Source organism: Pseudobacteroides sp. (genome assembly GCF_036567765.1).
In the GTDB taxonomy this organism is placed as follows: Bacteria; Bacillota; Clostridia; order Acetivibrionales; family DSM-2933; genus Pseudobacteroides.
Genome location: NZ_DATCTU010000076.1, coordinates 1 through 24,331, shown reverse-complemented (window position 1 = coordinate 24,331; position 24,331 = coordinate 1). Strand labels below are relative to the sequence as shown.

Genomic DNA, 24,331 nt, shown 5'->3' with positions numbered 1-24,331 from the left:
TAGTGATTGAAACTCTTTTTCCAATTTTGCTTTGATTTCTGCATCGGTTTTTCCTATTTCGGCAAACAGATTCCTGTATACCCCGGATTCATATGCTCCCACTGAAGGAACAACAGGTGTTGCAGCATTAGCTGTTACACCAGCTTGTACAAAATATGTAGCCAAAATGCTCCATATCAGTACCCAACTTAATAATTTTTTCATTTTCATACTGTACTCTTCCTCCTTAGATTAAATAAATATAATTCTTTTTGCTTTTCTTTCTCTTTTCACCCCTTTCTATGAACTTTTCTTAAGATTTATAACACCATTTATATATGTATCATTAAATGGCCTTTTTAGCATCTGCTTCTAGTTTGTTCTGGAAATCGGATTATGCGGCCAAGTTACAGATGTTACCAATGAAGGTGTACCAGCAAAACTAACTGGAGAAATGTTTGACTGTTTAAATTTGCTCATAGTACCAGACTCCTTAATCCTTTTATCTTATTCTTGCAAAATAAAAGCTCATAGGATTTAAGAAGACTAGTAATCCCTAAGAACCATAAGAAAATAAATAATAATTATATAAAAATTCCCTATATTATAATTATAACATCTCTATTATAAAAGTCACTAAAAAAACTTCTTTCTTAATTTATATTATGAATATACCGTAGGGCCCCCACAAGTAAATATCTTATGTTTATTTTTCGATATCTTGTGATTTTTTGATCTTTTTTATAAACCAAATGTGGGTAAGATCATTTTATTTAAATATATGATCATACCCACATTTGGCTTGTTGGAACATATTATATAATTACTTTCCCATTAATGCATTTTTTTCTTCAATTATCTCCATCTCTGTCTCTTTTATCATTTTCTCTATAATTTCACTGGACTTTGCTTTATGTTTTGCCGATGTCCATATAGTTTTTCTATATATTGCAAGAGCTTTATCGTCCATTGGTGTTAGTTTGTAATGGGGCATTTTATTTGCCAATTCTGCCAATATGGGATATACATTTTGATCTCCAAAGAATGCATGTTTTCTATTGAAATTTTTTGGATTTTTTATATAAGGGATATAGGAAGGCACTGTACTAAAGTAATCTACTCCATTTTTATTTTTTTGAGTGACAATATATTCCATAAGTTTCCATGCCTCTTCCTTATAACTGCTCTGTATGTTTATAGCCATTCTAGAATCCGAAGCCCATGACGACAAACCGAAGGGCGGCACTGTAACACGCCACTTGCCTTTTTGCATTGGTGCATATCTTCCCAATGTATCCATGCTATAAGAGCCCAAGAAAAACATTGCAAGTTCATTTTCCATAATAGCCTTTTTTCCGTTTTCACTCCAGAAATTTGCATCTAAGAACAATCCGTCTCTATCTGCCTGAGCCGTCATATCTATAGCTTTTGAAAACAAGTCTCCTTTACGGATATAGTTTAAATTATCATCAAAAAATCCTAAAGCACTTCCTGTAATGTCGGTAAGATCAGTTGGAAATATAAGTATGTACTTCTGCTTTTCTTTTAGTTTTTTAGAAATTTTCATAATGTTTTCCGGCTTTTCTATGAACTTTCCAAACTCGTAGGGATCAGAAGGAAAACCATTTTCCTTCATTATATCCTGCCTGTATAAAGTAATATAGGGTGCAGTTGATATAGTAAGTGATAATAACTGTTTTTTATCAATAGACAATCCGCTTTCAAACCCTAAAAATTCATTTTTATATTTATCTGCTGAAAAAGGAGGTTCATATAAATCCTGCAGAACATTATTAACTGTGTACTGACCGAAAAAACCACTGTCAAATACAAGAACATCAGGTCCCTCACCGCTTGTAAGAGCCTTCATATACTCTTCCGGACACTTTGAAAACTCAAACAACTTTTCTGTTACAATTATTCCTGGGTTTGCCTCCTGAAATTCTTTTAACAGGCCTCCAAGACTGAACCAGCTCCATAATTTCAATTCAACAATCTTATCATTGTTTTTCTCGTCATTAACCGGTGAAGGTTTTTGCTGTACTTTACCATTAGCAGCTTCTTTATCAATCGAACCTTCTGTGCTATTCTGACATCCTCCCATAAAATTCAAACTAAATATTAAAATGAACATAATCAAAAGCTGTATTCTTCTCATTAAAATAGTCTCCTTTCTGTTATTTTTATACTTTATAAATATTTTCCAATTTCTGAGCAACACTTGCCTTTTCCATATCGGAATAAAATTTATATGTATTACCACCAGTTTCCTTTGCAGAATACATCGCAAGATCTGCTTTTTTTAGTAATGTTGTCTTATCCTTTGCATCGCTCGGATATAAACTTATTCCTATACTACCTGATACATATAGGCTATGAATCTGACCGTTCTGGTGAATAACCACCTCTTCACACAATGTTTTATTTATATGCATTGCAGCCATTGATGCTTCTGTGCGGTCGGTATCATTTAATATAACAACAAACTCATCACCGCCCAATCTGGCAACAAAACTGTCATCCTTAAGAAAATATTTCAGTCTTTGTGCAATTTCATTTAGCAGCATATCCCCTATATCATGACCTAGATTATCGTTTATCTGTTTAAAGCGATTAAGGTCAATAAACATTACAGCTATATTTTTCACATCTGCATCACAAAGAAGCCCCTCAAGATACTTTGTAAAGTAGTACCTATTTGGTAATCCGGTAAGAGTATCGTTATAAGCCAGCCGTTTCATTTCTTCCCTTGAGTTCTCAAGCTCTATTGTTTGAGACAACAGCTTGTCATTCATTATATTAATATCAGTAAAGAGATTAACCAAGTTGTCCGACATAACCTGGAAATTTGATACCAGAGTGTTAACCTGAACTGTTGATGTGTCCGGCCACTCAATCATTTCATGACGTTTAAGCTTATCCGGAAGACCTGTGGTGCTTATAGTAAGCTTTGATAAATCTCTGGATAAAATGCGGCCCATCATAAGTGATATGACTATTGCAATAATGCAAAATAACAAAAGAATTTCAAATTTATTAAGGTAATTTTGCCACACGCTGTCGGCGTAATTTGATAGTGAAACTATTACTTGAATATGTAAATCCATGTTTTCAAATGAAGAAACCATTATATAAAACGACTGGCTCCATTGTTTTATGTTAAAAGCCAATTCCTTACTTTCAGGCATCCACATATAAATGTTTTCTGAAACACTTATATCATTCCCTCCGTCTTTCCAGTTATAAGTTCCACCATACTTTTCTGCCGCTTTATTTGCGGCATAAATGTTATGGTTTTTATCAACTACCAGCACATCAACTTTTTCATTAAATGGATTATTTTTTATAATCTCTTCAAACCTTTTTATATGTATTGGGGATCTTAACCTAATCTTCCTAAGGTCATTGGTATCCCAATTTTTTACCTGGTCCATTATATTTGTTGTTGATTTATTCAATATCTGGTGTATTTCGGAATTTAATCTTTCTTGGGTCACCCAACCATCCACCATGATATAAACCAAAAAGGGTCCTAAAACAGCAGCCATAGCTAAATGAAACATAAGTCTATTTAAATCTGCCAGTTTTTTTTCTTTATGGCCAAGAATAATTTGGATTGGTAAGTATGAAATAATTATATCTGCAGCAAGTACATTTAAAAAACCATTTATGCAGTTATTTGCAATGAGGAGGAAACCTTCTACCCCTATTGAACTGTTATTTATATAAAAAACAATTGCTGATAAAGGTACACCGATGAGGGACCAATAAATAATATCAATATAAAACAAGTTTCTTTTTTTATTTCTCCATAATATGCCTAAAAATAAAATTTCAAGAGTAAAAAAAATCGTATAAAAATTACCCTTAAAAAAGTACATTTCCAGAGCATTAGCAATAACTGCCACGGAGAAAGCTTTTATAAGCCCAAAATATCGCAGGATTATAACAATAAATAAATTCCCAAAGGTAAACCTGACACCATAGGAAAAATCCAGTTCATAAACCCTTGTTATAAGGCTTAATGCTAAAAGAAGCATAAAAGCAAATATATTACGATATGGCCTTAGAGGTAAATTGCTAATTTTTTGATTAATTTGACTCTCCTGCCTTTCAGAATGACGCTTTTCTCTTTAAAATTTGCGACTGTATCGCAATACTTTTTGTTAATTCGGTTTATAAAAAAATATTTGAAGATATTGTCCTTTATGGTATAATCCTTATGTGATTTTCATATATTTAAAAACAAGGGTGGGTCTGTCATGTCGTTTAAATACAGGAAAATTCCATACTGGAAATATATACCTATAATTATAATAGCTATTGTAGTATACAAACTGGTTGATAATGCCGAGCACCTTATAAATGGCGTTAAATTTGTTCTTTCGGTCTTAAGCTACTTGTTTTGGGCATTTGCAATAGCATATGTGTTAAATCCATTGATGGTATTCATCGAAAAAAAGCTTAAGGTGCGCAGATATCTAAGCATCTCTATTATTTATGTGCTTTTTTCTGCTTTGATTATTTTTGCTGTAACAATACTTGCACCAATTGTAATAAACAGCATAACTCAGTTAAATGATAATTTTTCTGATTATGTTAAAAAAACAACCACCTGGGCTGAGTCTAAAATTGCAGATTTCAAGCTGATAGACGGCCAGTACAATTTAAGTGAATATTTAAAAAATAATATGGAGAAAATTATCGGCGAGTCTCAAAATCTATTGATTGCACTGATTAACTACCTTTTTAGTAATCTTATAAATATTACGTCAATTATCATGAAGCTTATTCTAGGTATAACTATTTCAATATATCTTCTTTATGACAAGGAAGCAATTTTATCTACTCTAAAAAAGACTGTATATGTAATTTTAAAAAAAGAGAAAGGCAATAAATTAGTAGACTTCAGTAAAAAAGCGAATGAAATTTTTTCCAGGTATATCATTGGTAAGATTATCGACTCCCTCATAATAGGTCTCATTTGCCTTGTCTTCTGTTTTATAGTGGGGATTCCTTACCCTTTACTGATTAGCCTTTTTGTGGGAATATTCAATCTGATACCTTATTTCGGTTCTTTGATAGGAATTGTCCCAAGCGTACTAATTACCCTTTTTGTCAGTCCAATAAAGGCAGTATGGCTTCTTATATTTCTGCTTGTTCTGGGTCAAATCGACGGAACCGTTATTGCACCTAAGATTATTGGAGACAAAATTGGCCTAAATCCAATACTGATTATGATAGCAATAACAATCGGGGGAGCAGTTTACGGGGTTGTTGGTATGTTCCTATCTGTGCCTTTTATGGCACTTTTAAAAATGGTGTTTCTTGGATTTATCGATAAAAAACTGGAAGCTGATATTGATTGATTCAATCTATACATGATCCTTGAAAGAATTTCTTATGGCAACGAATTCATCTATATTTTCAAAGAAAAGATCTACTAAATACGGATCAAAATGTTCTCCCCTCTGAGACCTGAAATAATCCAGTATCTTTTCCAAATTCCACGCCGGTTTGTAAACCCTTATGGTTCCTAAAGCATCGAAAACATCAGCAATTGCCGTGATTCGTCCGTACAAATGGATTGCCTCACCTTTAAGTCCGTTGGGATAGCCCTTTCCATTATATTTTTCATGGTGCTGGTATGCAATTATACTTGCTGTTCTTATTATTTCCTTTGTAGAATTCTTAAGCATTTCATAGCCTATGGTAGTATGAGTCTTTATCACTTCAAACTCTTCTACCGTAAGCTTTCCGGGCTTATTTAATATACTGGCCGGAACACCGAGCTTACCAATATCATGCATGGCAGAAGCAAGGGAAATAGTTTCCGCATCCGAATCCGACATTCCGCATTTTAAAGCAAGAAGCCTTGAAAATTCAGACACCCTCTTGACATGATTTCCTGTTTCCTTAGAACGTGCTTCTGCGATTTCGCCCAAAGTATAAATTATTTCCTTCTGAGTGTCCTGAAGCTTAAGATTTAGTGCCGCATTTTCAAAAGCATTTGATATATTATGGCTGAATATTTCAAGGAGGCTTTTGTCCATCTCCTTAAAATCGTTGGCACCTTCAAAATATAGAATATACTCAAGTTCTGTTATGCTTTTAAAATGGAGTACGATATTAGTATCGATTGTAAATATTCTCTTATCTCTTATTCCCTCAATTATAGCTGAATGTATGCTTGGAGGTATAACCCCCTTTATGTCCATATTCAGGTACATCGTGTAATTTCCTGAGGCAGCAGTAATATAATAACCATCGGATTTTTTGAAAGCAACAAAGCTGCATTGCTCTTTTAAGGGTATGTTTTTGTAAAAGCACAGCATTGAATTAATCTGCTCTAAAACAATCGCAGAAAGCTTTGATATTGACTGTACCTCAAAAAGGTATGAGGATGCTTCAATGACCTTTTCCAACCCTTTTTTATTTAGATTGGTAAGATGAATGCTTTCATAAGCCCTAAGAGATGCAACAATAGTTGTAAACAGCTTCTGAGCCGTTAATTCGGTTTTTTCCTTGTAATCATTAATATCATAATCCACAATGACCCTTTTTTCAGGTGCTTGTCCAGGCTGACCTGTTCTTAGGATTATCCTTACTTCATGATTTTTTATTTCTTCCCTTATAAATTGTACAAGTTTGAGGCCTGAATCCTCTTCCTCCATTACAACATCGAGAAGAATTATTGCAAGATCAGTTGTTTGTTTTAACAATTCACGTGCTTCTTTTGCAGAATAGGCATCTATGAATTCTATTGCGACATTATTGAAGGCAAAGTCACTTAATACAAGCTTTGTTATGGTATGAACCTCATGGTCGTCATCAATTATCATAATTTTCCATTTTTTACCTTTATCCTCCAATGCCATATCATCAGTTGATTCATCGAAAAAATCCATATACTCGCTATCCATCAAAAGCTCATTATTTGCCATCGGATTTAATCACCTCTTTTTCCGGTATTCTGATAGTAAATGATGTACCTATTCCAGGTGTGCTTTTACACTTTATACTTCCCTTGTATTCATTAGTTATAATGTTGTATACAATATTAAGACCTAGTCCTGTTCCTCCATTGCCTCTTTTTGTGGTAAAAAAAGGGTCATATATTTTTTTTATATCATTTTCGTTTATTCCTCTTCCGTTATCACTGTATTCAATAATTATTTCACTGTTTTTCCGTGATACATTTATGATCATTGTACCTTCATCATTTTCCTCAAAGGCATGAACAAGGGAATTTACTATAAGGTTGGTTATTATTTGGGACAAACCGCCTGGTGATGTGTATATTTTTATATTCTCGTCACAGTTTATTATTATCTTGTGTTTGGTCTTTTTAATCTTGGGATTTAAACTGAGCAAAACTTCACTTATATAGTCCTTGATAACAAAGCTCCGTTTTTCTTCCATGGACTGATCTACAGCTATTTGCTTAAAACTTTTAACCAGATTTGAAGCCCTCGCTAAATTAATATTTAGAATTTTCAGTGTTTCCATGGTGGTATTAATATATTTTTCCATATCGCCTTTTTTTAACTTGCCATCTTCAAAAAGTTTTATTATTTCATTATTCTTTTCATCCAAGTAGGATGCTGCAGTAACACTAACACCTACAGGTGTGTTAACTTCATGGGCTATACCTGCAACAAGGCCTCCTAGAGCAGCCATCTTTTCAGAATGTATAAGTTGTTTTTGTGTTTGCTTCAGTGTTTCCAAGGCGATTTCCAGTTCAGTCTTAGCAACATCACGATCCATGGCTATGCCAAGAAGAGTAATGAGAACAACTGAAATATTGTATTTTAAAAGTGTAGTTATTTCATTGAACGGACTAATATATGACATGACTCCCCAGTTTCTGGTTGTTGAAGATATTGGCATTATCCAAATGACATCGTCACTATTAATGCTGTTTTTATCGGGCATCAGTTCTTGAGGAGGAAAATTTTCTATTTCACAATATATATCAATATTGTTATTATGATCAATTTTACTATATAAATTGTATATTGTGTTTATTTTTAAGCTGCTGTGTGCCGATTCATCCTCCCAGAGGCCTACACACTCCCATGAATAGTTATCTACCAGTTCGGGAAAAAGCTTCTTAATGCCTTCAATGTTTGAGGTAAGCAGCTTTGTACCTACATCTGAATTCTTGAAAAGATTATCCTCCAGATATTCAATAATAGAGTTTTTTTGTATAACGTCTTCCCTAGTGGTTTTTTTGTCATCATCAAAGACATAACTGCACCCGCAGGAATTTCTTTTTACAATGCTTGGCTTTATCAGTATCGTTCTCCCGCTATGAGATGTATTGCTTAATTCATCAATAATTGTTTCAACTGCAGTAACCCCTAAGAGAGGAATATTTTGATCCATTGATGTAAAGCTTGGATTATTGCTTTTTGAAATTGAACTATTGTCATAACCTACAACAGCTATATCCTTTGGAACAAACAACCCGGTATTCTTAAGCCCATCGATTGTACCGACTGCAAGGCCATCACTTGCAGCAAAAACAGCCGAAAATTCAATTTTATTTTTTATCCATAATTCTATAGCTTTTTTACCTTCTTTAGGTGTACCAGCATCTGCCCAATAAACCAAATTAGGATCATAGGGTATTTTGTTTAGTCTTAGTGTCTCTTTGTATCCTTCATAGCGATCAACCATGTCATCAATATCTTTCCAGCCTATAAAGCCGATCCTCCTATGTCCATGGGATATTATGTGTTCGACTGCTTCCTTTGCACCGTATACATTGTCGCTTTTTATAATTGTACAACTGCATTCACCTTTATATATGCCTATTGATACAACAGGTTTTCCAGTTGAAACCAATACATTTATATAATCCATGCCAGCACCTTCAGTAAGGATTATCCAACCGTCAATATGCTTAAGTGCCAATTGGTAGTAACTTTCCACCTTTTTTTTATCGGAGTAGAACTGGTTAATCATAAAGGTATTCAATACAAATAAATTGGCATTGTTTAATTTCGTGCCTTGGTGAACGCCAGCAAGCAATGCCCCATGGTAGTATCCTTCAGTATACTTTGTAATAACACCTATATTTAACCTTTCCGGCATATTTTGACCCTTTCTGATAACTTGGCTTATATTTATTTATCGTCATAATAACTGATTTTAAATATATTATTTCTAAATTCTTTTGAATTTTGCCTCTAAAAATTGGCTACAGATTAAGCACTTTATATTATCCTGTCACAGATGCCAGCGGCAGCTTTATTACAAACTTTGTTCCTTGTTTGTACTTGCTTTCACATTCTATACTTCCACCAAACTTCTGTTTTATTATATTGCTAATAATATTAAGGCCTAAGCCTGAACCGTCACTACCTTTTTTAGTTGTGAAGAAGGGTTCAAATATTTTTTCAAAAACTTCAGCTTCCATTCCTTTTCCATCATCCTTATATTCAATTAACAAGTTGCCTTCATTCTTTTCAAATTTAATTGTTATTTCTCCAGATTCCTCTTCATCATAAGCATGCATTACTGAGTTCAAAACAAGATTTGTTATAATTTGGGACAATTGTCCCGGATTACAAATCAGCTCCAATCCCTCAGAACATTCTAAATTTACTTTAATATTCTTCTTTTTTAATTTTGAATTAAGGCTGAGAATAACATCATTTACATATTCTCTTACATTAAACGATCGTTTTTCATCGATTGTGTTATCCACAGCAATCTGCTTGAAACTTTTAATTAGGTTTGATGCTTTTTGCAGGTTCATTATCAATATCTTTACGCACTCACTGTTTTTTTCCAGAAACTTTGTGAGATCTGTTTTTGTAAGTTTGTTTGTTTCAAACAGCTGTTTAAGCTGAACTGTATTGCTTTCCATAAAGGTTGTGGCAGTTACTCCAACACCTATAGGATTGTTTATTTCATGGGCAACACCTGCCACCAGACTTCCCAGGGAAACTAGCTTTTCAGATTCAATAAGCTGTTCCTGAGTTCTTTGTAAATTGTTCAAAGCCTCCTTCAAATCCGTCAATGCCAGATCCCTGTCGATGGAAACGCCAAGGAGATTATAGAGCACCATGTGCATATCATATACATAAAGACTTGATTCTACGTATATCTTTGACACATATGCCATAGCACCTATATCCTTTTTTTCTGTTGAAATAGGTACAATCCATATTACATCATCTTCATGCAGTTCATAGTCAAGCATTAATCCTATTGGAGGAAAACTCTCCAAGTTACACTCAATGTTTTCATCCTTCCGTTCATTTTTTATTTTATCAACAATGGTTTGGATAACCATACCGTATTTTGAGTCATTATCCTTTAATAAACCGTAGCAGAACCATGTATATTCGTCGACTATTTCAGGGATGAGCTTAATAATCTGATCAATATTCAAAGAAAAAAGCTTTGCACCGAAATCTGAGTTTTTGTACATTACATCTTGAAGCCGCTCAATCATTGATCTTTTATATTCAATGTTCTCTTTTGTAGGAATATCATCCTTTTTTTGTATAATATTACAACCGCAAGATTCCCTAATTATGAAATCTGATTTTATCAGTATGGTTTCAATCTCTAGACCCTTCTTATTTATATTTTTTAATATTGCTTTGCCAGCCTCAATTCCCATATTGTATGTATTCTGATCAACACTGGTAAGGGATGGTTTAAATAAGCTGGATTTATCATTATTATCATACCCAATAACTGCAACATCCTCCGGTACATGAACGTTGCATTCTTTCAGGCCATCTATAATTCCAAAAGCAAGATAATCGTTGGCAGCGAAAACCGCAGTAAAATCAACACCCCGTTCAAGCATTTTCACAGCAACTTCTTTTCCTATAGCGGGCATAGGATCGTCTACATCATACACAAGACTTTGATCAAACAAACCGTATTCTTCAAGAGTCTTCCTATATCCTGAATATCTCACAGTCATATCATAAACTCCATTGCACCCTACATAAGCAATTCTTTTATGTCCATGTGATAAAAAATGCTCTACTACCTGTTTTGCACTATTAAAGCCATCATCGATTAAAGTAGTGCAATTATATTGGTTTGGTTTGTGTGCAACAAGTACAACAGGCTTTCCCATTTGTATAAGCTTTATTTTATACGTCTCGCTCACACCTTCAGTAAGAATTATCCACCCGTCAATATGATCAGAGGATATTGGAAAAAAATCCGTATCCCCCTTAACATCCAATCTGAATTTATCCAGCATATATGTATTTACAACAAAAAGCCTGGCATTCTCTATTTTTAGGGTTTTATGTATGCCTTTTATCAAAGATCCGAAATAAAAATTCTCAACATATTTGGTTATAACCCCAATATTCAAACGTTTTTTATTCATAGCCATATTTCCTTTCAAAAGGCATTCTTGATTAAATTTATTTCTCTGACAGCCAGACTCTTGTTTTCCATTATTATCTCAACTATGTCGAATCTTAAGTTATTATCGTGCAATCTATGTTGGTTTATGTAAATATATGCAACTTTTCTAATCCTATCCTGCTTTCTTTTATTTACCGCCTCAGCGGGAGTGCCGAATAATAGGCTTCTTCGAGATTTAACCTCCACAAAGCAGATATAATCCTTTTCCCGGGCAATAATGTCTATTTCTCCATGTTTTCCAGCCCTGAAATTTATATCTAAAATTATATATCCGCAAGTTTCAAGGTAACTTGCTGCAATTTTTTCATTTGTGCTTCCGATCAGCCTCTTATTTATTTTTTCCATTAGCCTCACCATATCCGCTATCAATAGACCCGACAAATACAAGTATTTCGGCAACCACCTCATATAGCTCGGGTGGTATTTCATCTCCTAAATTAAGGGCATTTAGTGCATGAGCAAGCTGTGCGTTCTCATATACAGGCACATCATTCTCCACTGCTCTCTCTACTATTTTTTCTGCAATCTCTCCTTTTGCCAATGCTACAATTTTAGGTGCACTGTTCTCTCCCGGATTATATTTTAGTGCTGCCGCTTCCTTTATTTTTTTTTGCTTTTTATCCATTGTTTCCCCCTATTGCTAAGGCATGATTGAAAAATTACTTCCGCTTTTGAGCGGGTGTTCACGAGTTAAGTCAACACATGAGAGAAATTTATAGCGGAAGTTATTTTTTGATCATGACTAAACTTTAAAATCAATAGTTCCTCTTTTAGCCATGTCTTTATTCATAACTTGATTAACATTGATAAAATTAACATCCTCTTCAACCACCCGGCATTTAAGATCAACCAGGTTATACCCCTTCTCTCTGAGGCTCTTGTATAAGATGCTGTAGCTTGTCTTCACAAAGTCTCTGACATCAATGCTGCTAACAATCATATTAACGCTAATATTCTTTTTATTGAGGCTGATTAAGGAATCAACCTTACCGATATTGGTAGTATCAAGGGAAATATAGGCAGTTGCATTGTTCGGGTCAATCTTATTTTTGCCCCCGTTTTTCTTTAAAACATATATCTCACAATTGGTATTTTGATCGATCAGCTTAACAGGTATTTGAAGAAATGTACTGTGGCTATTGAGCTCATTCATAAACCTGATCATATTTTGCATATTTTCGGTTTTGCCAATAATCTGATCTTTCATAGGACTATCTGAGGCTGCTGCCGTATCCCTTATTATCTCAAGAACGTTATTTATATCCTTATACAGATTTTTAGCATGGAGATCATCCTTTAAGGTTTCAGAATCGATTCTTACAAAGAGCGAATTGAAAATTTTACTTATAACCTTATTTTCCCTGTCACTGCTACCTGTTCCATGCAAGTTTTTAGTTTCTTGAGATCCGGTGGAATCGGTGCCATTTGTTTTTGTTTTTTCAAACAAGCTTTTCATATCTCTAATGAAGTCATCTATTTCCAGCTGGGTAAATTTGATATCAATGCCTTTGTTTTCTCCATTAATCTTTTTTCCATCCTGATAAGAAGCACTGCCATCAGCAATTTTATCATCATTGGCTATATTGGATAAATCCAGGTTTGACATACTTCCTTTTATATAGTCTTTAATTTTATTTAAAAGAGCTTCCGAATCCCCTTCAATGGATCCCTGAATCAGTTTTGAAAGCCCTTCAATTTCACCATCCGTAAGCATATTCAATGGATTTTTTAAGGATGAATCAGCGGAAGTTTTTGTGTTCTCAATAAGCTTTTTAATATCAATAGGTATATTAGTACCTGTATTTGTTTGAGCCTTATTGTGCACATTAGAATTCAAACCGGTATTCTTAGAAAGATTGGCTTCAATTTTCTCCAACAGTTCAGGGTCGCCCATACTTTCAAGAAGTCCTTGCAAGCTGTCCAGGCTCTTACCCATCTTGGTACTGCTGTCTGATAATGAGTTTAATGCAGAGATATTTTTTTCCCCTATGCTGAAATTATTGGCAGCAAGAAAAGCGGCCTTTAATGGAGACAAATTTTTAAAGAATTTTAATGAATCAAATATGTTTTTAAATACATCTTTGTTTATTGAAATGTTATTTGATTTGATGGCATTTGCTATTTCCATGTTTTTTTCATCAGGCTTGATATCCATGGAAAGAAGTGCTGCCTTTATATTTTCGCTGTCGGACTTTTGGACATTGGTTTTAATTGTCTCAATAAACAGCTGGTTATCGGTTTTATTTTTTACTATAAAGTCCACCAACTGGCCTTGCTCCAGATCCAGAGGAATCATTGAGGCAGCCTTAATTAAAGAGCCGTCGGATAGCTTTAAAATAAGCTCATTTTCCGATATTCCCATTACTCTGGCTTTCAATGAATCACCCACATTGAGTTTTGAAAGAATCTCGTCAATATTGGTAACAGAAGCAGCTTGGATATTATTAAAATGAGTAACCCTCATAATCCACCCTTAAGGTAAGTAACGACTAAAATATTACTTACCCTAAAGGTGAAGTTATGCTTTAGTCATTACAAAATTTTTAGTAAAGCTTACTCTATGTATCGGACAAATTCCAAATTTCTTTATAGCTTCTATATGCTCCTTTGTTCCATATCCCTTGTGATTTGCAAAGCCGTATTCCGGATACTGGTTATGCATCTGGGCTATAAGCCTGTCCCTGGTTACTTTTGCCAGAACCGATGCAGCTGCTATTGAAACGCTTAAGGCATCTCCGCCTATGATGTTCAGCTGTCTCATCCCCACATTTTTTAATTTGACTGCATCAATTAAAAGCAGTTCAGGCTGGGGGCCTAGCTTATTTATTGCCTCCTCCATTGCTTTTATGGTGGCATTTAAAATGTTTATATCATCTATACATTTCTCATCTGCCATACCTATACCGTAAGACAAAGCATTTTTTATTATGATATCGTACAATTTTTCTCGTTTCTCGTGGGAAAGCTTTTTTGAATCATTGAGCCCTTCAATGAAGATATCCTGAGGAAGAATAACTGCAGCGGCAACAACTGGACCTGCCAGCGGCCCCCTTCCGGCCTCATCTACACCGGCAATAATTTTAATTCCTTTTTTATATGCATCCTTTTCATAGACGCACATTGTATCATATCTGGCTTTTTCCTTATCAAATGCATCCTTCTTTTTTTGGTATTTGACAATTAGCTTATCAAGGGACATACCGGTTTCTTCCCTTATATTATACAGCTTCTTAAGGGCTGCTTCTGCATCAAGCTCCTTAACCAAAAGCTCAATATCCTTAATCTTCATCCTGGCTGCCATTTTCATCACCTTCTTCTATACATTCTTCTTTTATATTACCTTCATCCAGGCTGCCTTCTTTCGTATTACCTTCATCCTTGCAGACTTCCTTTTCAGACCGAACATCATCAGCTTTTTCCAATGATATTCTGCCTATTTTTCCGCCTCTGAACTCATCTAAAACAATGGCAGCAATCCTGTACAGATCAATTTCTCCACCTGAAATAAGGCATCCTCTTTTTCTGCCTGCCAGAGTAAGCAGATCAAGACCTGATCGGTCATCCAATTGCTCCAGCTTGTATCTTGCAGCAAGCTTATCAGGGTATGTTTCTTTAAGCTTTTCCATAAGTGCAGCTGCTACCTCTGCTATATCGTAAATATCATCTTTTATAGCCCCGGTAAATGCCAGGTTTGAGCCAACCTCCATGTCGTCAAACTTTGGCCAGAGAATACCCGGGGTATCCAAAAGCTCAATTTTCTCATTTATTCTGATCCACTGCTTTCCGCGAGTGACACCGGGTCTGTCTCCGGTAACAGCACTGGCCTTGCCTGCGATTTTATTTATAAAGGATGACTTTCCTACATTGGGCACACCTACAACCATGGTCCTAACCGACCTGAACACATAGCCCTTTTGCTTTTGCCTGTCCATTTTGTCCTTAACAGCATCGTTTACCATGGCTTTCAGCTCATTTATTCCAGTGCCCTTTATTGAGTCAATAAATATACAGGTATAGCCCATCGATTTCAAATGTTTCAGCCAGTCCCTAGATACTTTTTCATCCGCAAGGTCCGACTTGTTAAAGGCCATTATACGGGGTTTACCTTTTATTATTTCATCTATCTCGGGATTTTTGCTGCTTCTAGGTATTCTTGCATCTAGAAGCTCAATTACTACATCTATCATTTTTAAGTTTTCTGCCAGGAGCCTTCTTGTTTTTGCCATATGCCCCGGAAACCATTGTATATTCATTGTCTCCTCCGTAAATTTACTAATGTCGTTTATCTTTCTATTTTAATATTCCCATTTTGTCCATAGGATATATCCTATATACAGCTTTGCCTTTTACTTGATCAATATCAATAAGCCCTATCATTCTTGAATCTGAACTCATTTCCCTGTTGTCTCCAACCACAAACAGCTTACCCTCAGGTATACTGTCTATTGGAAACTCAAGCCCTTGATATACGTAAGTCCTTCCAATTGCATAGGGTTCAGACAGTCTATTTTGATTGATATATATAGCACCGTCCCTTATGTCAACCCTATCACCCGGAACTGCTATTACCCTTTTTATGTAATCCTCCTCACCCTGTTTAGGTATAATATCCCTTACAACTGGTATCTTATCCGCAAAAGGAATAACAGAACCTGTTCCTTCTTTGTGTTTAAATACAACTATGTCGCCCCTTTCAGGAAAAGATATTGAATAGCCCAGCTTATAAACAATAAGACGTTGTCCGGAAAACATGGTATTTTGCATTGAAGGTCCGTCAACCGTCACAAACTCAAAAACATAGCCCCTGACTAGCAGAGATATGAACAAAGCAAGTATAATTATGCCTATCCACTGAATCACATTTTTTACAGCAGGCATATTTTCCCCTGATTCATCTATTTTACTTTTTTCTTCATTATAATCTTGATTATTTTCCATAAGAAATCCCATCTTTATCAATAGTTATAAGATCAAAATCACTTCAGGTATGTTTTATATTTCTTATTGTCGCGATAATTGTGGCGTAGCATACTTCATAATCTTTTATATATCAAAAAAAGGACTTTCGTCCCTTTTTTTAATTTGTATTTTAATAAATTAACCGATTCTTTCCTTAACCTTTGCAGCTTTTCCTAATCTTGCACGCAGGTAGTAAAGTTTTGCTCTTCTTACTTTACCTCTTCTAACTATGTCGATATGGTCGAGCTTAGGTGAATGAACAGGGAAGATTCTTTCAACACCTACACCATAAGATATTCTTCTTACAGTGAAAGTCTCCTTTAATCCTTCGCCTTTTTTACCGATTATAGTACCTTCAAAAGCCTGAAGTCTTTCTTTATTTCCTTCTTTAACCTTTACATGTACTCTTACTGTATCTCCAACATTTAATTGTGGAAGGTCAGTCTTTAATTGTTCTTTTTCAATCGCCTTAATTATATCCATTTTTTCGTCCTCCTCCCTTGCCTAGACGTTCTTGCACCATATTGCAGCGGACCGTCCGTAATACACACTAGGGTATTATAACATAAACTTGTACTTATGTAAATAATAAATTTAAAATTCATATGATAAAAATGGTCTACTATCAGATATTTCCCTTACTCATTAAATCAGGCCTCTTCTTAAGAGTCCTTTCAATTGACTGCTCTTTTCTCCATTTTTCAATATTTGCATGGTGTCCGGACAGAAGTATATCTGGAACCTTTCTTCCCATAAACTCATAAGGTCTTGTGTATTGGGGATATTCAAGCAGTCCGTTGTAATGGGACTCTTCTGTAAATGAATCCTCACTAGAAAGAACTCCCGGTACCAGGCGGCTGACACAGTCAATAACCACCATAGCAGGCAGTTCTCCTCCTGTAAGAACATAGTCGCCTATTGAAATCTCTTCATCAACTATTTCCTCAATAATCCTTTCATCAATTCCCTCATAGTGGCCGCATAATAGCACCACATGCCCATGCCCATTAATCTCCTTGGCTATTTGCTGGTTAAACACCCTTCCCTGAGGCGACATGTATATAGTCCAGGGCTTATATCCCACACTGTCTGCAATGGACATAAAAGCATCATAAATAGGCTGAACAGTCATTACCATACCACTTCCTCCTCCGTATGGATAGTCGTCAACCTTTTTATGCTTGTTGGTGGAAAAATCCCGTATATTTATGGTGTTAATCTCAATGATTCCCTTTTCCCTTGCATTCCCTATTATGCTGTCAGACATAACCAAATTAAAAGATTCGGGAAAGAGGGTCAAAACATCAAATCGCATGGCAGTACAACCCTTCTTTGTAGATACTGAACAGAAATTTAGCTTTATCTATATATATCAAGGAGTCCGTCAGGAAGTTCCACTTTCATAAATCTATCCTCAATGGATACTTCCTTGATAACGCTTTTTAGGGCCGGAATAAGAATCTCTTTATTTTCAGCAGTTTTTACTACATAAACATCATTGCTTCCGGTCTGAATCACATCCTTCAGTACTCCAAGCCTGTTGCCATCAAGCTCAAAAACCTCCAAATCAATAAGATCACAGATAAAGTATCTACCTTCAGGAAGCTTCACTGCATTTTTTCTGTCAACATATATAAACATCTCTTTTAGCTTTTCAGCATAGTTCATATCAACAGACTCTTTAAATTTTATAATAACAGTATTTTTAAAATACTTTACATTTTCAATGTTAAATATATCTTTTTTATTATCGGTGCCGACAAATACCTCTTTTAAATCGTCATACCTTCTAGGATCGTCTGTCAGGGGGATAACCTTAACCTCGCCCCTTATCCCATGGGTATTCACTATTTTTCCAACCTGCAGATATTCATTCATAAGCTTTCTCCTCTAGTGGACTAATATTAAGTGGTGCAGCACACACATGACTAAATAAAACACTTTAGACCTGTAAGAGGCCTAAAGTGTTTGACTGTATTAGAATATATGAAGTTAATCCTCAACAGTTCATACAGGCTATTTTATTGGATTATATCAACTTCAACTCTTTTGTTTTCCTTCACTGCTGCAGATTTTACAACAGTTCTTATTGCCTTAGCAATTCTTCCTTGTTTTCCAATTACTTTTCCCATATCATCCTTTGCTACCTTGAGCTCAAGAATAATGGACTGTTCGCCCTCAACTTCATTTACTGAAACCATATCAGGCTCATCAACAAGAGATTTTGCTATGAATTCAAGTAGTTCTTTCATTGTACGACCTCCAAATATCCTACACATATGCACATATATGGAGTAGCCCCTTATATGTAGCAGAAACCACTGGCTAATATTTTATAAAGCTTAGATAACGCCTGTCTTTTTCAGCAATGACTTAACTGTATCAGTGGGTTGAGCTCCATTTTTTAACCACTTCTGAGCTTTTTCACTGTCTATGTTAATCTGAGCTGGTTCTGTTATAGGGTTATAAGTACCAATCTCTTCAATAAACCTTCCATCTCTAGGATATCTAGAGTCAGCAACAACTACTCTGTAGAAAGGACTTTTCTTAGCACCCATTCTTTTTAATCTCATCTTAACTGCCACGTTTTTCACCTCCTTTAAAAACTACAATCATATACCGCCCGACATGCAAATAGTTTGTGCCAGTACAGGGTATTATATTTATTTTAAAAATTATAAGCTGTTATTTAGAAAGGCATACGGAATCTTCCCTTTCCTTTTTTACCGTGTTTACCCATATCACCCATAACCTTCATGAGCTTTTTCATTTCTTCAAACTCTTTCAGGAGCTTATTAACTTCCTGAATGGTTGTACCGCTTCCAAAGGCAATTCTTTTTCTCCTGCTGCCGTTTAATATGCCTGGGTCCTGTCTTTCCTGTCTGGTCATTGACTTAATAATGGCCTCTACCCTTCCCATTTTCTTTTCATCCAGACCAGCACCCTCTAACGCCTTTGTATTAACACCTGGCAGCATCCCTAATATCTGGGATAGGGGTCCCATCTTTTTTATTTGCTGCATTTGGTCTAGAAAATCCTCAAACGTAAACTGCATGGTTCGCATTTTCTTTTCAAGCTCAAGTGCCTTCTTTTCATCAAAAGCCTCCTGGGCTTTCTCAATAAGGCTTAACACATCTCCCATGCCGAGAATTCTTGATGCCATTCTGTCTGGGAAAAAGGGCTCCAAATCACTTAACTTTTCACCCATACCGGCAAACTTAATGGGTTTTCCTGTTACCGCCTTAACAGATAAGGCTGCTCCACCTCTTGTATCACCGTCGAGCTTTGTAAGAATTATGCCGTCTACTCCAAGCTTTTGATCGAAGCTCTGTGAAACATTTACTGCATCCTGACCCGTCATTGAGTCAATTACCAGCAAAATTTCCTGCGGCATAACCGCTTTTTTGATGCCTACAAGCTCATCCATAAGCTCTTCGTCAATATGGAGACGTCCAGCAGTATCTATAATAACAAGATCGTATAATTTGAGTTTGGCATGCTCTATAGCTGCTTTTGCTATCTCAACGGGGCTAACCTTATCTCCCATATTAAATACCGGGATATTAAGCTGTCCGCCGACAACCTCCAACTGCTTGATGGCCGCAGGCCTATAAACGTCACATGCTACCAATAAAGGCTTTTTAGCATTCTGCTTTCTAATTAGGTTTGCCAGCTTTCCTGAAGTAGTGGTTTTACCCGACCCTTGCAAACCAACCATCATAAAAATAGTAGGAAGCTTGGGTGAAAATGTAACTTTGCTTGATTCACGTCCTAAAAGCTCTATCAGCTCTTCATGAACAATCTTTATTATCTGCTGGCCCGGGGTAAGACTATCTAATACATCCTGCCCTACAGATCTCTCTGAAACCTTTGCTATAAAGTCCTTTACCACTTTAAAGTTGACATCGGCTTCCAAGAGAGCCAGCTTTATCTCCCTCATCATTTCCTTTACATCTTTTTCAGTAACTCTGCCTTTTCCTCGAAGCTTGTTAACCGCTTCCTGTAACTTTCCTGACAATCCTTCGAATATCATATATCAAAACTCCTCTAGATTCTGTTGATTATGAATTCAACGCCTTCTTGTATCTTGTCGATACTCTCTTTACCATTTATATCGAGCTTATCTATGTTTATGCACTTTAATAATTCAAGTATTTCCACTGCTTTTCTTTTTTGCTCTGTAAATTTCTGCAAAAGACCTAATTTGTCTTCAAACTCATAAAGTATCGCTTTACCGCGTTTTATGTTGTCATGAACTGCCTGTCTGCTTACACCAAGCTCCTCGGCAATCTCCCCAAGGGAATAGTCGTTGTTGTAATGCATATCCAGAATTTCCATTTGACGCTCGGTAAGGAGCTGTCCATAAAAATCCATCAATAACCCTATTTCAAATACATTATTCATATTATTCAATCCTTAGTCATGATAGCAAAATCATGAAATGATTTTGTTATCCTTGATAGGTGTAAAGCAAAAATACTTTACACCTAATTTTAGTGTACTGATTCTGATTTGTCAAGAAAAACTTTATTTTTCTTCGTATTTTTCTCCACTCTTTGGATCCTTGGAGTATTTATGGTCAAATACCGCTTCTGCAATTTGCCCATATGCCCAATGGTCTGCCGAAACATCTGTAAACTGTAAAGTTTTACCTGAAAGTGGTCCCCTAAAAAGCATTCTGTTTATCATTGTAATTGCCTCAGCCCTCTTTATCTGGTTCCTTGGATAAAACTTTCCGCCGCTTCCAACAACTATCTTGGACCTGTACAACTCCTCAACATACTGTCCCGACCAGTCATCCTTGGTATCACTGAAGAAAAAGTCCTCTTCGTCAATGGAGGACTCCTCCATACCAAGACATCTACATATGACGGCTGCAAGCTCGCCCTTTGTAATAAAGGCATCGGGTTTAAATTTTGTTGGAGTAGCCCCTTTAAAAAATCCGCTCTTCGTTGCAGCATTAACCTCTCTAAATGCCCAATGACTCTTGCCTACATCAGTGAAAATCTGCTCATTTGAGGATAAATCAAGGTTCAAAACCCTGGCTATTATGGATGAAATCTCGGCCCTAGTAATAGGTTTTTCAGGCCTGAAAGTATTATCCGGATATCCGTTAATATACTTCTTATGGCTTCCAAGTGCCGCCTTTTTCGCATAAAGCAATACCTTCAATATGGATTTGTTGTCATCCTCAGTATTATCCTTAGAGTTGGTGCTGGTGATGTTGGCGTTGATTACGGTTTCCTTATCTGTACCATCAAACGAATCAACCTTTACAGTATATTTTACGGTACCTTCCTGATTGCCCTTTAGAGCCCCCAAATCCCATGTAATTTTATTTCCTGCAACAATACCGCCGGTGCTTTCGACATAAGTTGTGTTTCCCGGTATGTCTGAAGAAAGCTTAACGTTGCTGACCTCAGTAGCAAGCCTGTTTCTATAGTGGATTGTAAACACAATGTTCTGATTGGCATCGTATGTTGCCTTGTCGGAACTCAATGCCAAAGAAAGATCGCTCGGTATAGTCTGAGGCACTGTAGGTACCGGCTGCAGTACAGGGTTTGATGATGCCGGTGGTATGTATGGTGCTACATATGGTGTCGCTGTAGGTGTTGGGGTACCTGACACTTTAGATGTAGCCGTTATTGTCGCTGTTGCCTTAGTCGGTGTTGATGTTGGTGTTGATGTTGGTGTTGATGTTGCCTTAGTTGGGGTTGATGTTGCTTTAGTTGGGGTTGGGGTTGATTGAGCCTCATACCAGAGATTTTTATTAGGAATTATTTCTTTCGCCAGACCGTTATTTGAAGACCATGATAACTCAACACTTGCTTGGCCGCCTTGTTCAAAATACTCTAATCTGATAGCATACTTTTTGCCTTCTTCCAACCTTATAGGATCACTGTTTTTTTCTATGGCTGCATGTATTGTCCAATCATCTATAATTGGATTTGTATTGCCGTCCAAGTACAACCTAACTCCATCATCTGCTTTTGTGTAAAATGTATACTCTGCAGTGGAACTTGGTATAACATACCCTTCCCATACAACTGAAAAATTGTCCACGGGTACCTTAATATTAAAAATATCATTACCCCAGTCAAACTTTATCTGTTTGGCTAAGCTTGTATATACATGGTTTTTAAAATATTTATTCCCATCGTTGTCATCATAATACTTTCCTAAAAGACCATTCTGACTTTGAACAGGTGTTTCAGCAGGAGTGACAGTGGGAGTGGCAGTTGGTGTATTGGTGGGTGTATAAGTTGGTGTATTACTTGGCTTTTTTGTTGGTGTATTAGTGGGTGTATTTGTTTCAATTACAGTAATCCTCCCATTCTTTCCTTCCATAGGACTCAAAGGCTTAGGATTCACATATAAGTTACTAACAGTTAAATTTGAGCTTTTTCCGTCCAGTATTTCAAACTTGATAGTGGCAATATTGTCTTCTTTTTTAATATCATCACTGTTTCCATCATCTAAATTGTACTCAAATCTTATTGAACCATCAGGTTTGTTGGTAATTTTAAAATCCAATTTAATACTCTGATCTTCATTTTCCAAATGAATCTCCTGACCTTCATATTGTAAAATTTTGTTGTCATAACCAAGGTCAAAGGAAAACTTACTAATATTGCGAGTTGGCAAATTAGAAAACCAAATTGGCACTTCGACAATATCTTTCACCTTTCCTTCTACTGAACCAACATTAAGATAATGGGGACCCGGGCCTCCATAAGTATTAACCGGTAGATAAACCAGCATATTAAACAGCACAAGCATTAAACATATTAACTTTTTTACATTAGAATATCTCTTGCTGGAATTTGAATTGCCGTAATCAGTAAGAAACATAAAAATAATCATCCTCCCCAAAAAAACTTTGATAAAAAATATTTAAAGATCATCAACTAAGTATTTTAGCTGTAACCATCTTTATTATATATAAGTGCTATTATGAATAAAATATATGAATATTATATCAAATAAGACAAAAATATGTAAACCTTTTTTCACATTTATATCCTTAAATACGAGATACTGTGTCACTCAGACTTCCCCTTGGGATGTATCCAATGGGACAAGAAATTTATCAGAAAAGATGCTTACAAAATGAAAATGGGAGTTCAGGCTCCCAAGATAAGTAAAATCATAATTTAATTTTACAAAATGTTTCTATAATTATTTTAATTTAGATGTTGTGTCGTTTCAATGTCCTTTCTTGGTATAATATGAACAAAATTGTTTTTAAGTTTCGAAAAATATAAAAAATCCACCCTTTTCACAAACTAAGAGTTTTTATAATTAGTGTTGCAAAAAATTTTCAACAAAAAGTCAATGTAAATTCATTACTGGTATAGCTTGCACCCATAAGAAAATAATGGGTAGTGCAAGAGAAAAAGAGAGTGACCTCTTAAGGCTGAACACTATAAAATTTAAAAACTTAATACGATTAATCTACTTTATACAACTGCAGAACTGCTTCAAATTCTTGTTTCCAATTAAATCGTTTTCGCCCGCATTCAGGAGGAGGCCTCTTAGGAGCCAAGTCCTGTTGAAGTTGTGAAAGAGAGTTCCAAAGTCCACCTGCAATAAGCCTTACTGTCTTTAAGAAGTCATATTTTGTTCCAACCAGCATATGCATTAGCTTTAGGAGACAAAACAATATAAGAGCACAATACACTTGGATTAGTACGGCATTAAAGCTTGTTCCAAAGAATTTTTTAATCTTAAGATGTTGCTTGATCCATTTAAAGAATGTTTCAATCCTCCATCTTAAGCGGTATATTTGGGCAATTTCCTCAGCAGTAAGGTCAAAACGGTTTGTAACAATATTAAATATTTCTCCGTTTGAGGAGTCAATTACCTGGATAATCCTTAATGAATGCTGCATTTGAGTACTTTGGCAACCGAGAATGACTTCCTTATCAGCTAAAACAGTGCTTTCTTTAGAGAGAATATTTTCATTTAACACCGTTATTAT

22 protein-coding genes are annotated in these 24,331 nt (G+C 35.7%); 1 reads left to right on the top strand and 21 read right to left on the bottom strand.

Annotated features, from left to right (window positions below; translation table 11 throughout):
- The 3 genes from VIO64_RS11270 to VIO64_RS11260 form a co-directional block, all read right to left on the bottom strand.
- A partial coding sequence (locus VIO64_RS11270) for a hypothetical protein (protein WP_414705268.1) occupies positions 1 to 210 on the bottom strand: 210 nt, incomplete at its 3' end.
- Between the two features lie 592 nt (positions 211 to 802).
- Positions 803 to 2,137: an ABC transporter substrate-binding protein gene (locus tag VIO64_RS11265; RefSeq protein WP_331918179.1), complete on the bottom strand. Its 1,335-nt coding sequence runs from the start codon at positions 2,135 to 2,137 to the stop codon at positions 803 to 805.
- A gap of 25 nt (positions 2,138 to 2,162) precedes the next feature.
- The gene (locus tag VIO64_RS11260; protein WP_331918177.1) at positions 2,163 to 4,019 is read right to left on the bottom strand and encodes a GGDEF domain-containing protein; all 1,857 of its coding nucleotides are present in this window, start codon (positions 4,017 to 4,019) and stop codon (positions 2,163 to 2,165) included.
- A gap of 222 nt (positions 4,020 to 4,241) precedes the next feature.
- On the opposite strand from VIO64_RS11260, the gene VIO64_RS11255 reads away from it, so the two are divergent.
- A complete protein-coding gene (locus VIO64_RS11255; RefSeq protein ID WP_331918175.1) occupies positions 4,242 to 5,348 on the top strand; it encodes an AI-2E family transporter in 1,107 nt (368 codons plus the stop codon).
- A gap of 6 nt (positions 5,349 to 5,354) precedes the next feature.
- On the opposite strand, the gene VIO64_RS11250 is transcribed toward VIO64_RS11255, so the two are convergent.
- From VIO64_RS11250 to VIO64_RS11165, 18 genes are all read right to left on the bottom strand, one after another.
- The gene (locus VIO64_RS11250; RefSeq protein ID WP_331918173.1) at positions 5,355 to 6,923 is read right to left on the bottom strand and encodes an HD domain-containing phosphohydrolase; all 1,569 of its coding nucleotides are present in this window, start codon (positions 6,921 to 6,923) and stop codon (positions 5,355 to 5,357) included.
- Positions 6,913 to 9,078, bottom strand: coding sequence for a substrate-binding domain-containing protein (locus tag VIO64_RS11245; RefSeq protein ID WP_331918171.1), 2,166 nt, complete (start codon positions 9,076 to 9,078; stop codon positions 6,913 to 6,915). Before VIO64_RS11245 ends, VIO64_RS11250 begins: the two co-directional genes overlap by 11 nt.
- A 127-nt stretch (positions 9,079 to 9,205) precedes the next feature.
- On the bottom strand, positions 9,206 to 11,350 hold the full coding sequence (locus VIO64_RS11240) for a substrate-binding domain-containing protein (protein ID WP_331918169.1): 2,145 nt from the start codon (positions 11,348 to 11,350) through the stop codon (positions 9,206 to 9,208).
- Positions 11,351 to 11,364: 14 nt separating this feature from the next.
- Positions 11,365 to 11,736 carry a YraN family protein gene (locus VIO64_RS11235; protein ID WP_331918167.1) on the bottom strand — a complete coding sequence of 124 codons (372 nt, stop codon included), beginning with the start codon at positions 11,734 to 11,736 and terminating at the stop codon, positions 11,365 to 11,367.
- The gene (locus tag VIO64_RS11230; protein ID WP_331918165.1) at positions 11,720 to 12,016 is read right to left on the bottom strand and encodes an EscU/YscU/HrcU family type III secretion system export apparatus switch protein; all 297 of its coding nucleotides are present in this window, start codon (positions 12,014 to 12,016) and stop codon (positions 11,720 to 11,722) included. The genes VIO64_RS11235 and VIO64_RS11230 overlap by 17 nt, the downstream gene beginning before the upstream one ends.
- Positions 12,017 to 12,133: 117 nt before the next feature.
- The gene (locus VIO64_RS11225; protein WP_331918163.1) at positions 12,134 to 13,855 is read right to left on the bottom strand and encodes a flagellar hook-length control protein FliK; all 1,722 of its coding nucleotides are present in this window, start codon (positions 13,853 to 13,855) and stop codon (positions 12,134 to 12,136) included.
- A gap of 54 nt (positions 13,856 to 13,909) precedes the next feature.
- Positions 13,910 to 14,692, bottom strand: coding sequence for a ribonuclease HII (locus VIO64_RS11220; protein ID WP_331918161.1), 783 nt, complete (start codon positions 14,690 to 14,692; stop codon positions 13,910 to 13,912).
- Positions 14,670 to 15,644, bottom strand: coding sequence for a ribosome biogenesis GTPase YlqF (gene ylqF, locus VIO64_RS11215; RefSeq protein ID WP_331918159.1), 975 nt, complete (start codon positions 15,642 to 15,644; stop codon positions 14,670 to 14,672). The genes VIO64_RS11220 and ylqF overlap by 23 nt, the downstream gene beginning before the upstream one ends.
- Before the next feature lie 37 nt (positions 15,645 to 15,681).
- The gene (lepB, locus tag VIO64_RS11210) at positions 15,682 to 16,329 is read right to left on the bottom strand and encodes a signal peptidase I (protein WP_331918157.1); all 648 of its coding nucleotides are present in this window, start codon (positions 16,327 to 16,329) and stop codon (positions 15,682 to 15,684) included.
- 159 nt (positions 16,330 to 16,488) lie between these two features.
- Positions 16,489 to 16,833, bottom strand: coding sequence for a 50S ribosomal protein L19 (gene rplS / locus VIO64_RS11205; protein ID WP_331918155.1), 345 nt, complete (start codon positions 16,831 to 16,833; stop codon positions 16,489 to 16,491).
- 142 nt (positions 16,834 to 16,975) lie between these two features.
- The gene (gene trmD, locus VIO64_RS11200; RefSeq protein WP_331918153.1) at positions 16,976 to 17,665 is read right to left on the bottom strand and encodes a tRNA (guanosine(37)-N1)-methyltransferase TrmD; all 690 of its coding nucleotides are present in this window, start codon (positions 17,663 to 17,665) and stop codon (positions 16,976 to 16,978) included.
- A 44-nt stretch (positions 17,666 to 17,709) separates the two neighbouring features.
- On the bottom strand, positions 17,710 to 18,228 hold the full coding sequence (gene rimM, locus VIO64_RS11195) for a ribosome maturation factor RimM (protein WP_331918151.1): 519 nt from the start codon (positions 18,226 to 18,228) through the stop codon (positions 17,710 to 17,712).
- Positions 18,229 to 18,371: 143 nt separating this feature from the next.
- Positions 18,372 to 18,602 carry a KH domain-containing protein gene (locus VIO64_RS11190; protein ID WP_036942970.1) on the bottom strand — a complete coding sequence of 77 codons (231 nt, stop codon included), beginning with the start codon at positions 18,600 to 18,602 and terminating at the stop codon, positions 18,372 to 18,374.
- Positions 18,603 to 18,692: 90 nt separating this feature from the next.
- Positions 18,693 to 18,935 carry a 30S ribosomal protein S16 gene (gene rpsP / locus VIO64_RS11185; protein ID WP_331918147.1) on the bottom strand — a complete coding sequence of 81 codons (243 nt, stop codon included), beginning with the start codon at positions 18,933 to 18,935 and terminating at the stop codon, positions 18,693 to 18,695.
- Between the two features lie 104 nt (positions 18,936 to 19,039).
- Entirely contained in the window at positions 19,040 to 20,383 is a 1,344-nt protein-coding gene (ffh, locus tag VIO64_RS11180) for a signal recognition particle protein (RefSeq protein ID WP_331918145.1), read from the bottom strand.
- Positions 20,384 to 20,397: 14 nt separating this feature from the next.
- Positions 20,398 to 20,754 carry a YlxM family DNA-binding protein gene (gene ylxM / locus VIO64_RS11175; protein ID WP_331918143.1) on the bottom strand — a complete coding sequence of 119 codons (357 nt, stop codon included), beginning with the start codon at positions 20,752 to 20,754 and terminating at the stop codon, positions 20,398 to 20,400.
- Between the two features lie 123 nt (positions 20,755 to 20,877).
- Positions 20,878 to 23,202, bottom strand: coding sequence for an S-layer homology domain-containing protein (locus VIO64_RS11170; protein WP_331918141.1), 2,325 nt, complete (start codon positions 23,200 to 23,202; stop codon positions 20,878 to 20,880).
- A 598-nt stretch (positions 23,203 to 23,800) separates the two neighbouring features.
- On the bottom strand, positions 23,801 to 24,331 hold a 531-nt coding region (locus tag VIO64_RS11165; protein WP_331918139.1), incomplete at its 5' end, for a transposase.

Bases quoted from the DNA above. Each gene is read 5' to 3' on its own strand.
- rplS (WP_331918155.1), bottom strand. From the start codon at position 16,833: ATGGATATAATTAAGGCGATTGAAAAAGAACAATTAAAGACTGACCTT.
- lepB (WP_331918157.1), bottom strand. From the start codon at position 16,329: ATGGAAAATAATCAAGATTATAATGAAGAAAAAAGTAAAATAGATGAA.
- VIO64_RS11220 (WP_331918161.1), bottom strand. From the start codon at position 14,692: ATGGCAGCCAGGATGAAGATTAAGGATATTGAGCTTTTGGTTAAGGAG.
- VIO64_RS11225 (WP_331918163.1), bottom strand. From the start codon at position 13,855: ATGAGGGTTACTCATTTTAATAATATCCAAGCTGCTTCTGTTACCAAT.
- rimM (WP_331918151.1), bottom strand. From the start codon at position 18,228: ATGAATGAATATCTGCAGGTTGGAAAAATAGTGAATACCCATGGGATA.
- ylxM (WP_331918143.1), bottom strand. From the start codon at position 20,754: ATGAATAATGTATTTGAAATAGGGTTATTGATGGATTTTTATGGACAG.
- ffh (WP_331918145.1), bottom strand. From the start codon at position 20,383: ATGATATTCGAAGGATTGTCAGGAAAGTTACAGGAAGCGGTTAACAAG.
- ylqF (WP_331918159.1), bottom strand. From the start codon at position 15,644: ATGAATATACAATGGTTTCCGGGGCATATGGCAAAAACAAGAAGGCTC.
- VIO64_RS11235 (WP_331918167.1), bottom strand. From the start codon at position 11,736: ATGGAAAAAATAAATAAGAGGCTGATCGGAAGCACAAATGAAAAAATT.
- VIO64_RS11230 (WP_331918165.1), bottom strand. From the start codon at position 12,016: ATGGATAAAAAGCAAAAAAAAATAAAGGAAGCGGCAGCACTAAAATAT.
- VIO64_RS11250 (WP_331918173.1), bottom strand. From the start codon at position 6,923: ATGGCAAATAATGAGCTTTTGATGGATAGCGAGTATATGGATTTTTTC.
- VIO64_RS11265 (WP_331918179.1), bottom strand. From the start codon at position 2,137: ATGAGAAGAATACAGCTTTTGATTATGTTCATTTTAATATTTAGTTTG.
- VIO64_RS11190 (WP_036942970.1), bottom strand. From the start codon at position 18,602: ATGAAAGAACTACTTGAATTCATAGCAAAATCTCTTGTTGATGAGCCT.
- VIO64_RS11170 (WP_331918141.1), bottom strand. From the start codon at position 23,202: ATGTTTCTTACTGATTACGGCAATTCAAATTCCAGCAAGAGATATTCT.
- VIO64_RS11255 (WP_331918175.1), top strand. From the start codon at position 4,242: ATGTCGTTTAAATACAGGAAAATTCCATACTGGAAATATATACCTATA.
- trmD (WP_331918153.1), bottom strand. From the start codon at position 17,665: ATGCGATTTGATGTTTTGACCCTCTTTCCCGAATCTTTTAATTTGGTT.
- VIO64_RS11240 (WP_331918169.1), bottom strand. From the start codon at position 11,350: ATGAATAAAAAACGTTTGAATATTGGGGTTATAACCAAATATGTTGAG.
- VIO64_RS11245 (WP_331918171.1), bottom strand. From the start codon at position 9,078: ATGCCGGAAAGGTTAAATATAGGTGTTATTACAAAGTATACTGAAGGA.
- VIO64_RS11260 (WP_331918177.1), bottom strand. From the start codon at position 4,019: ATGCTTCTTTTAGCATTAAGCCTTATAACAAGGGTTTATGAACTGGAT.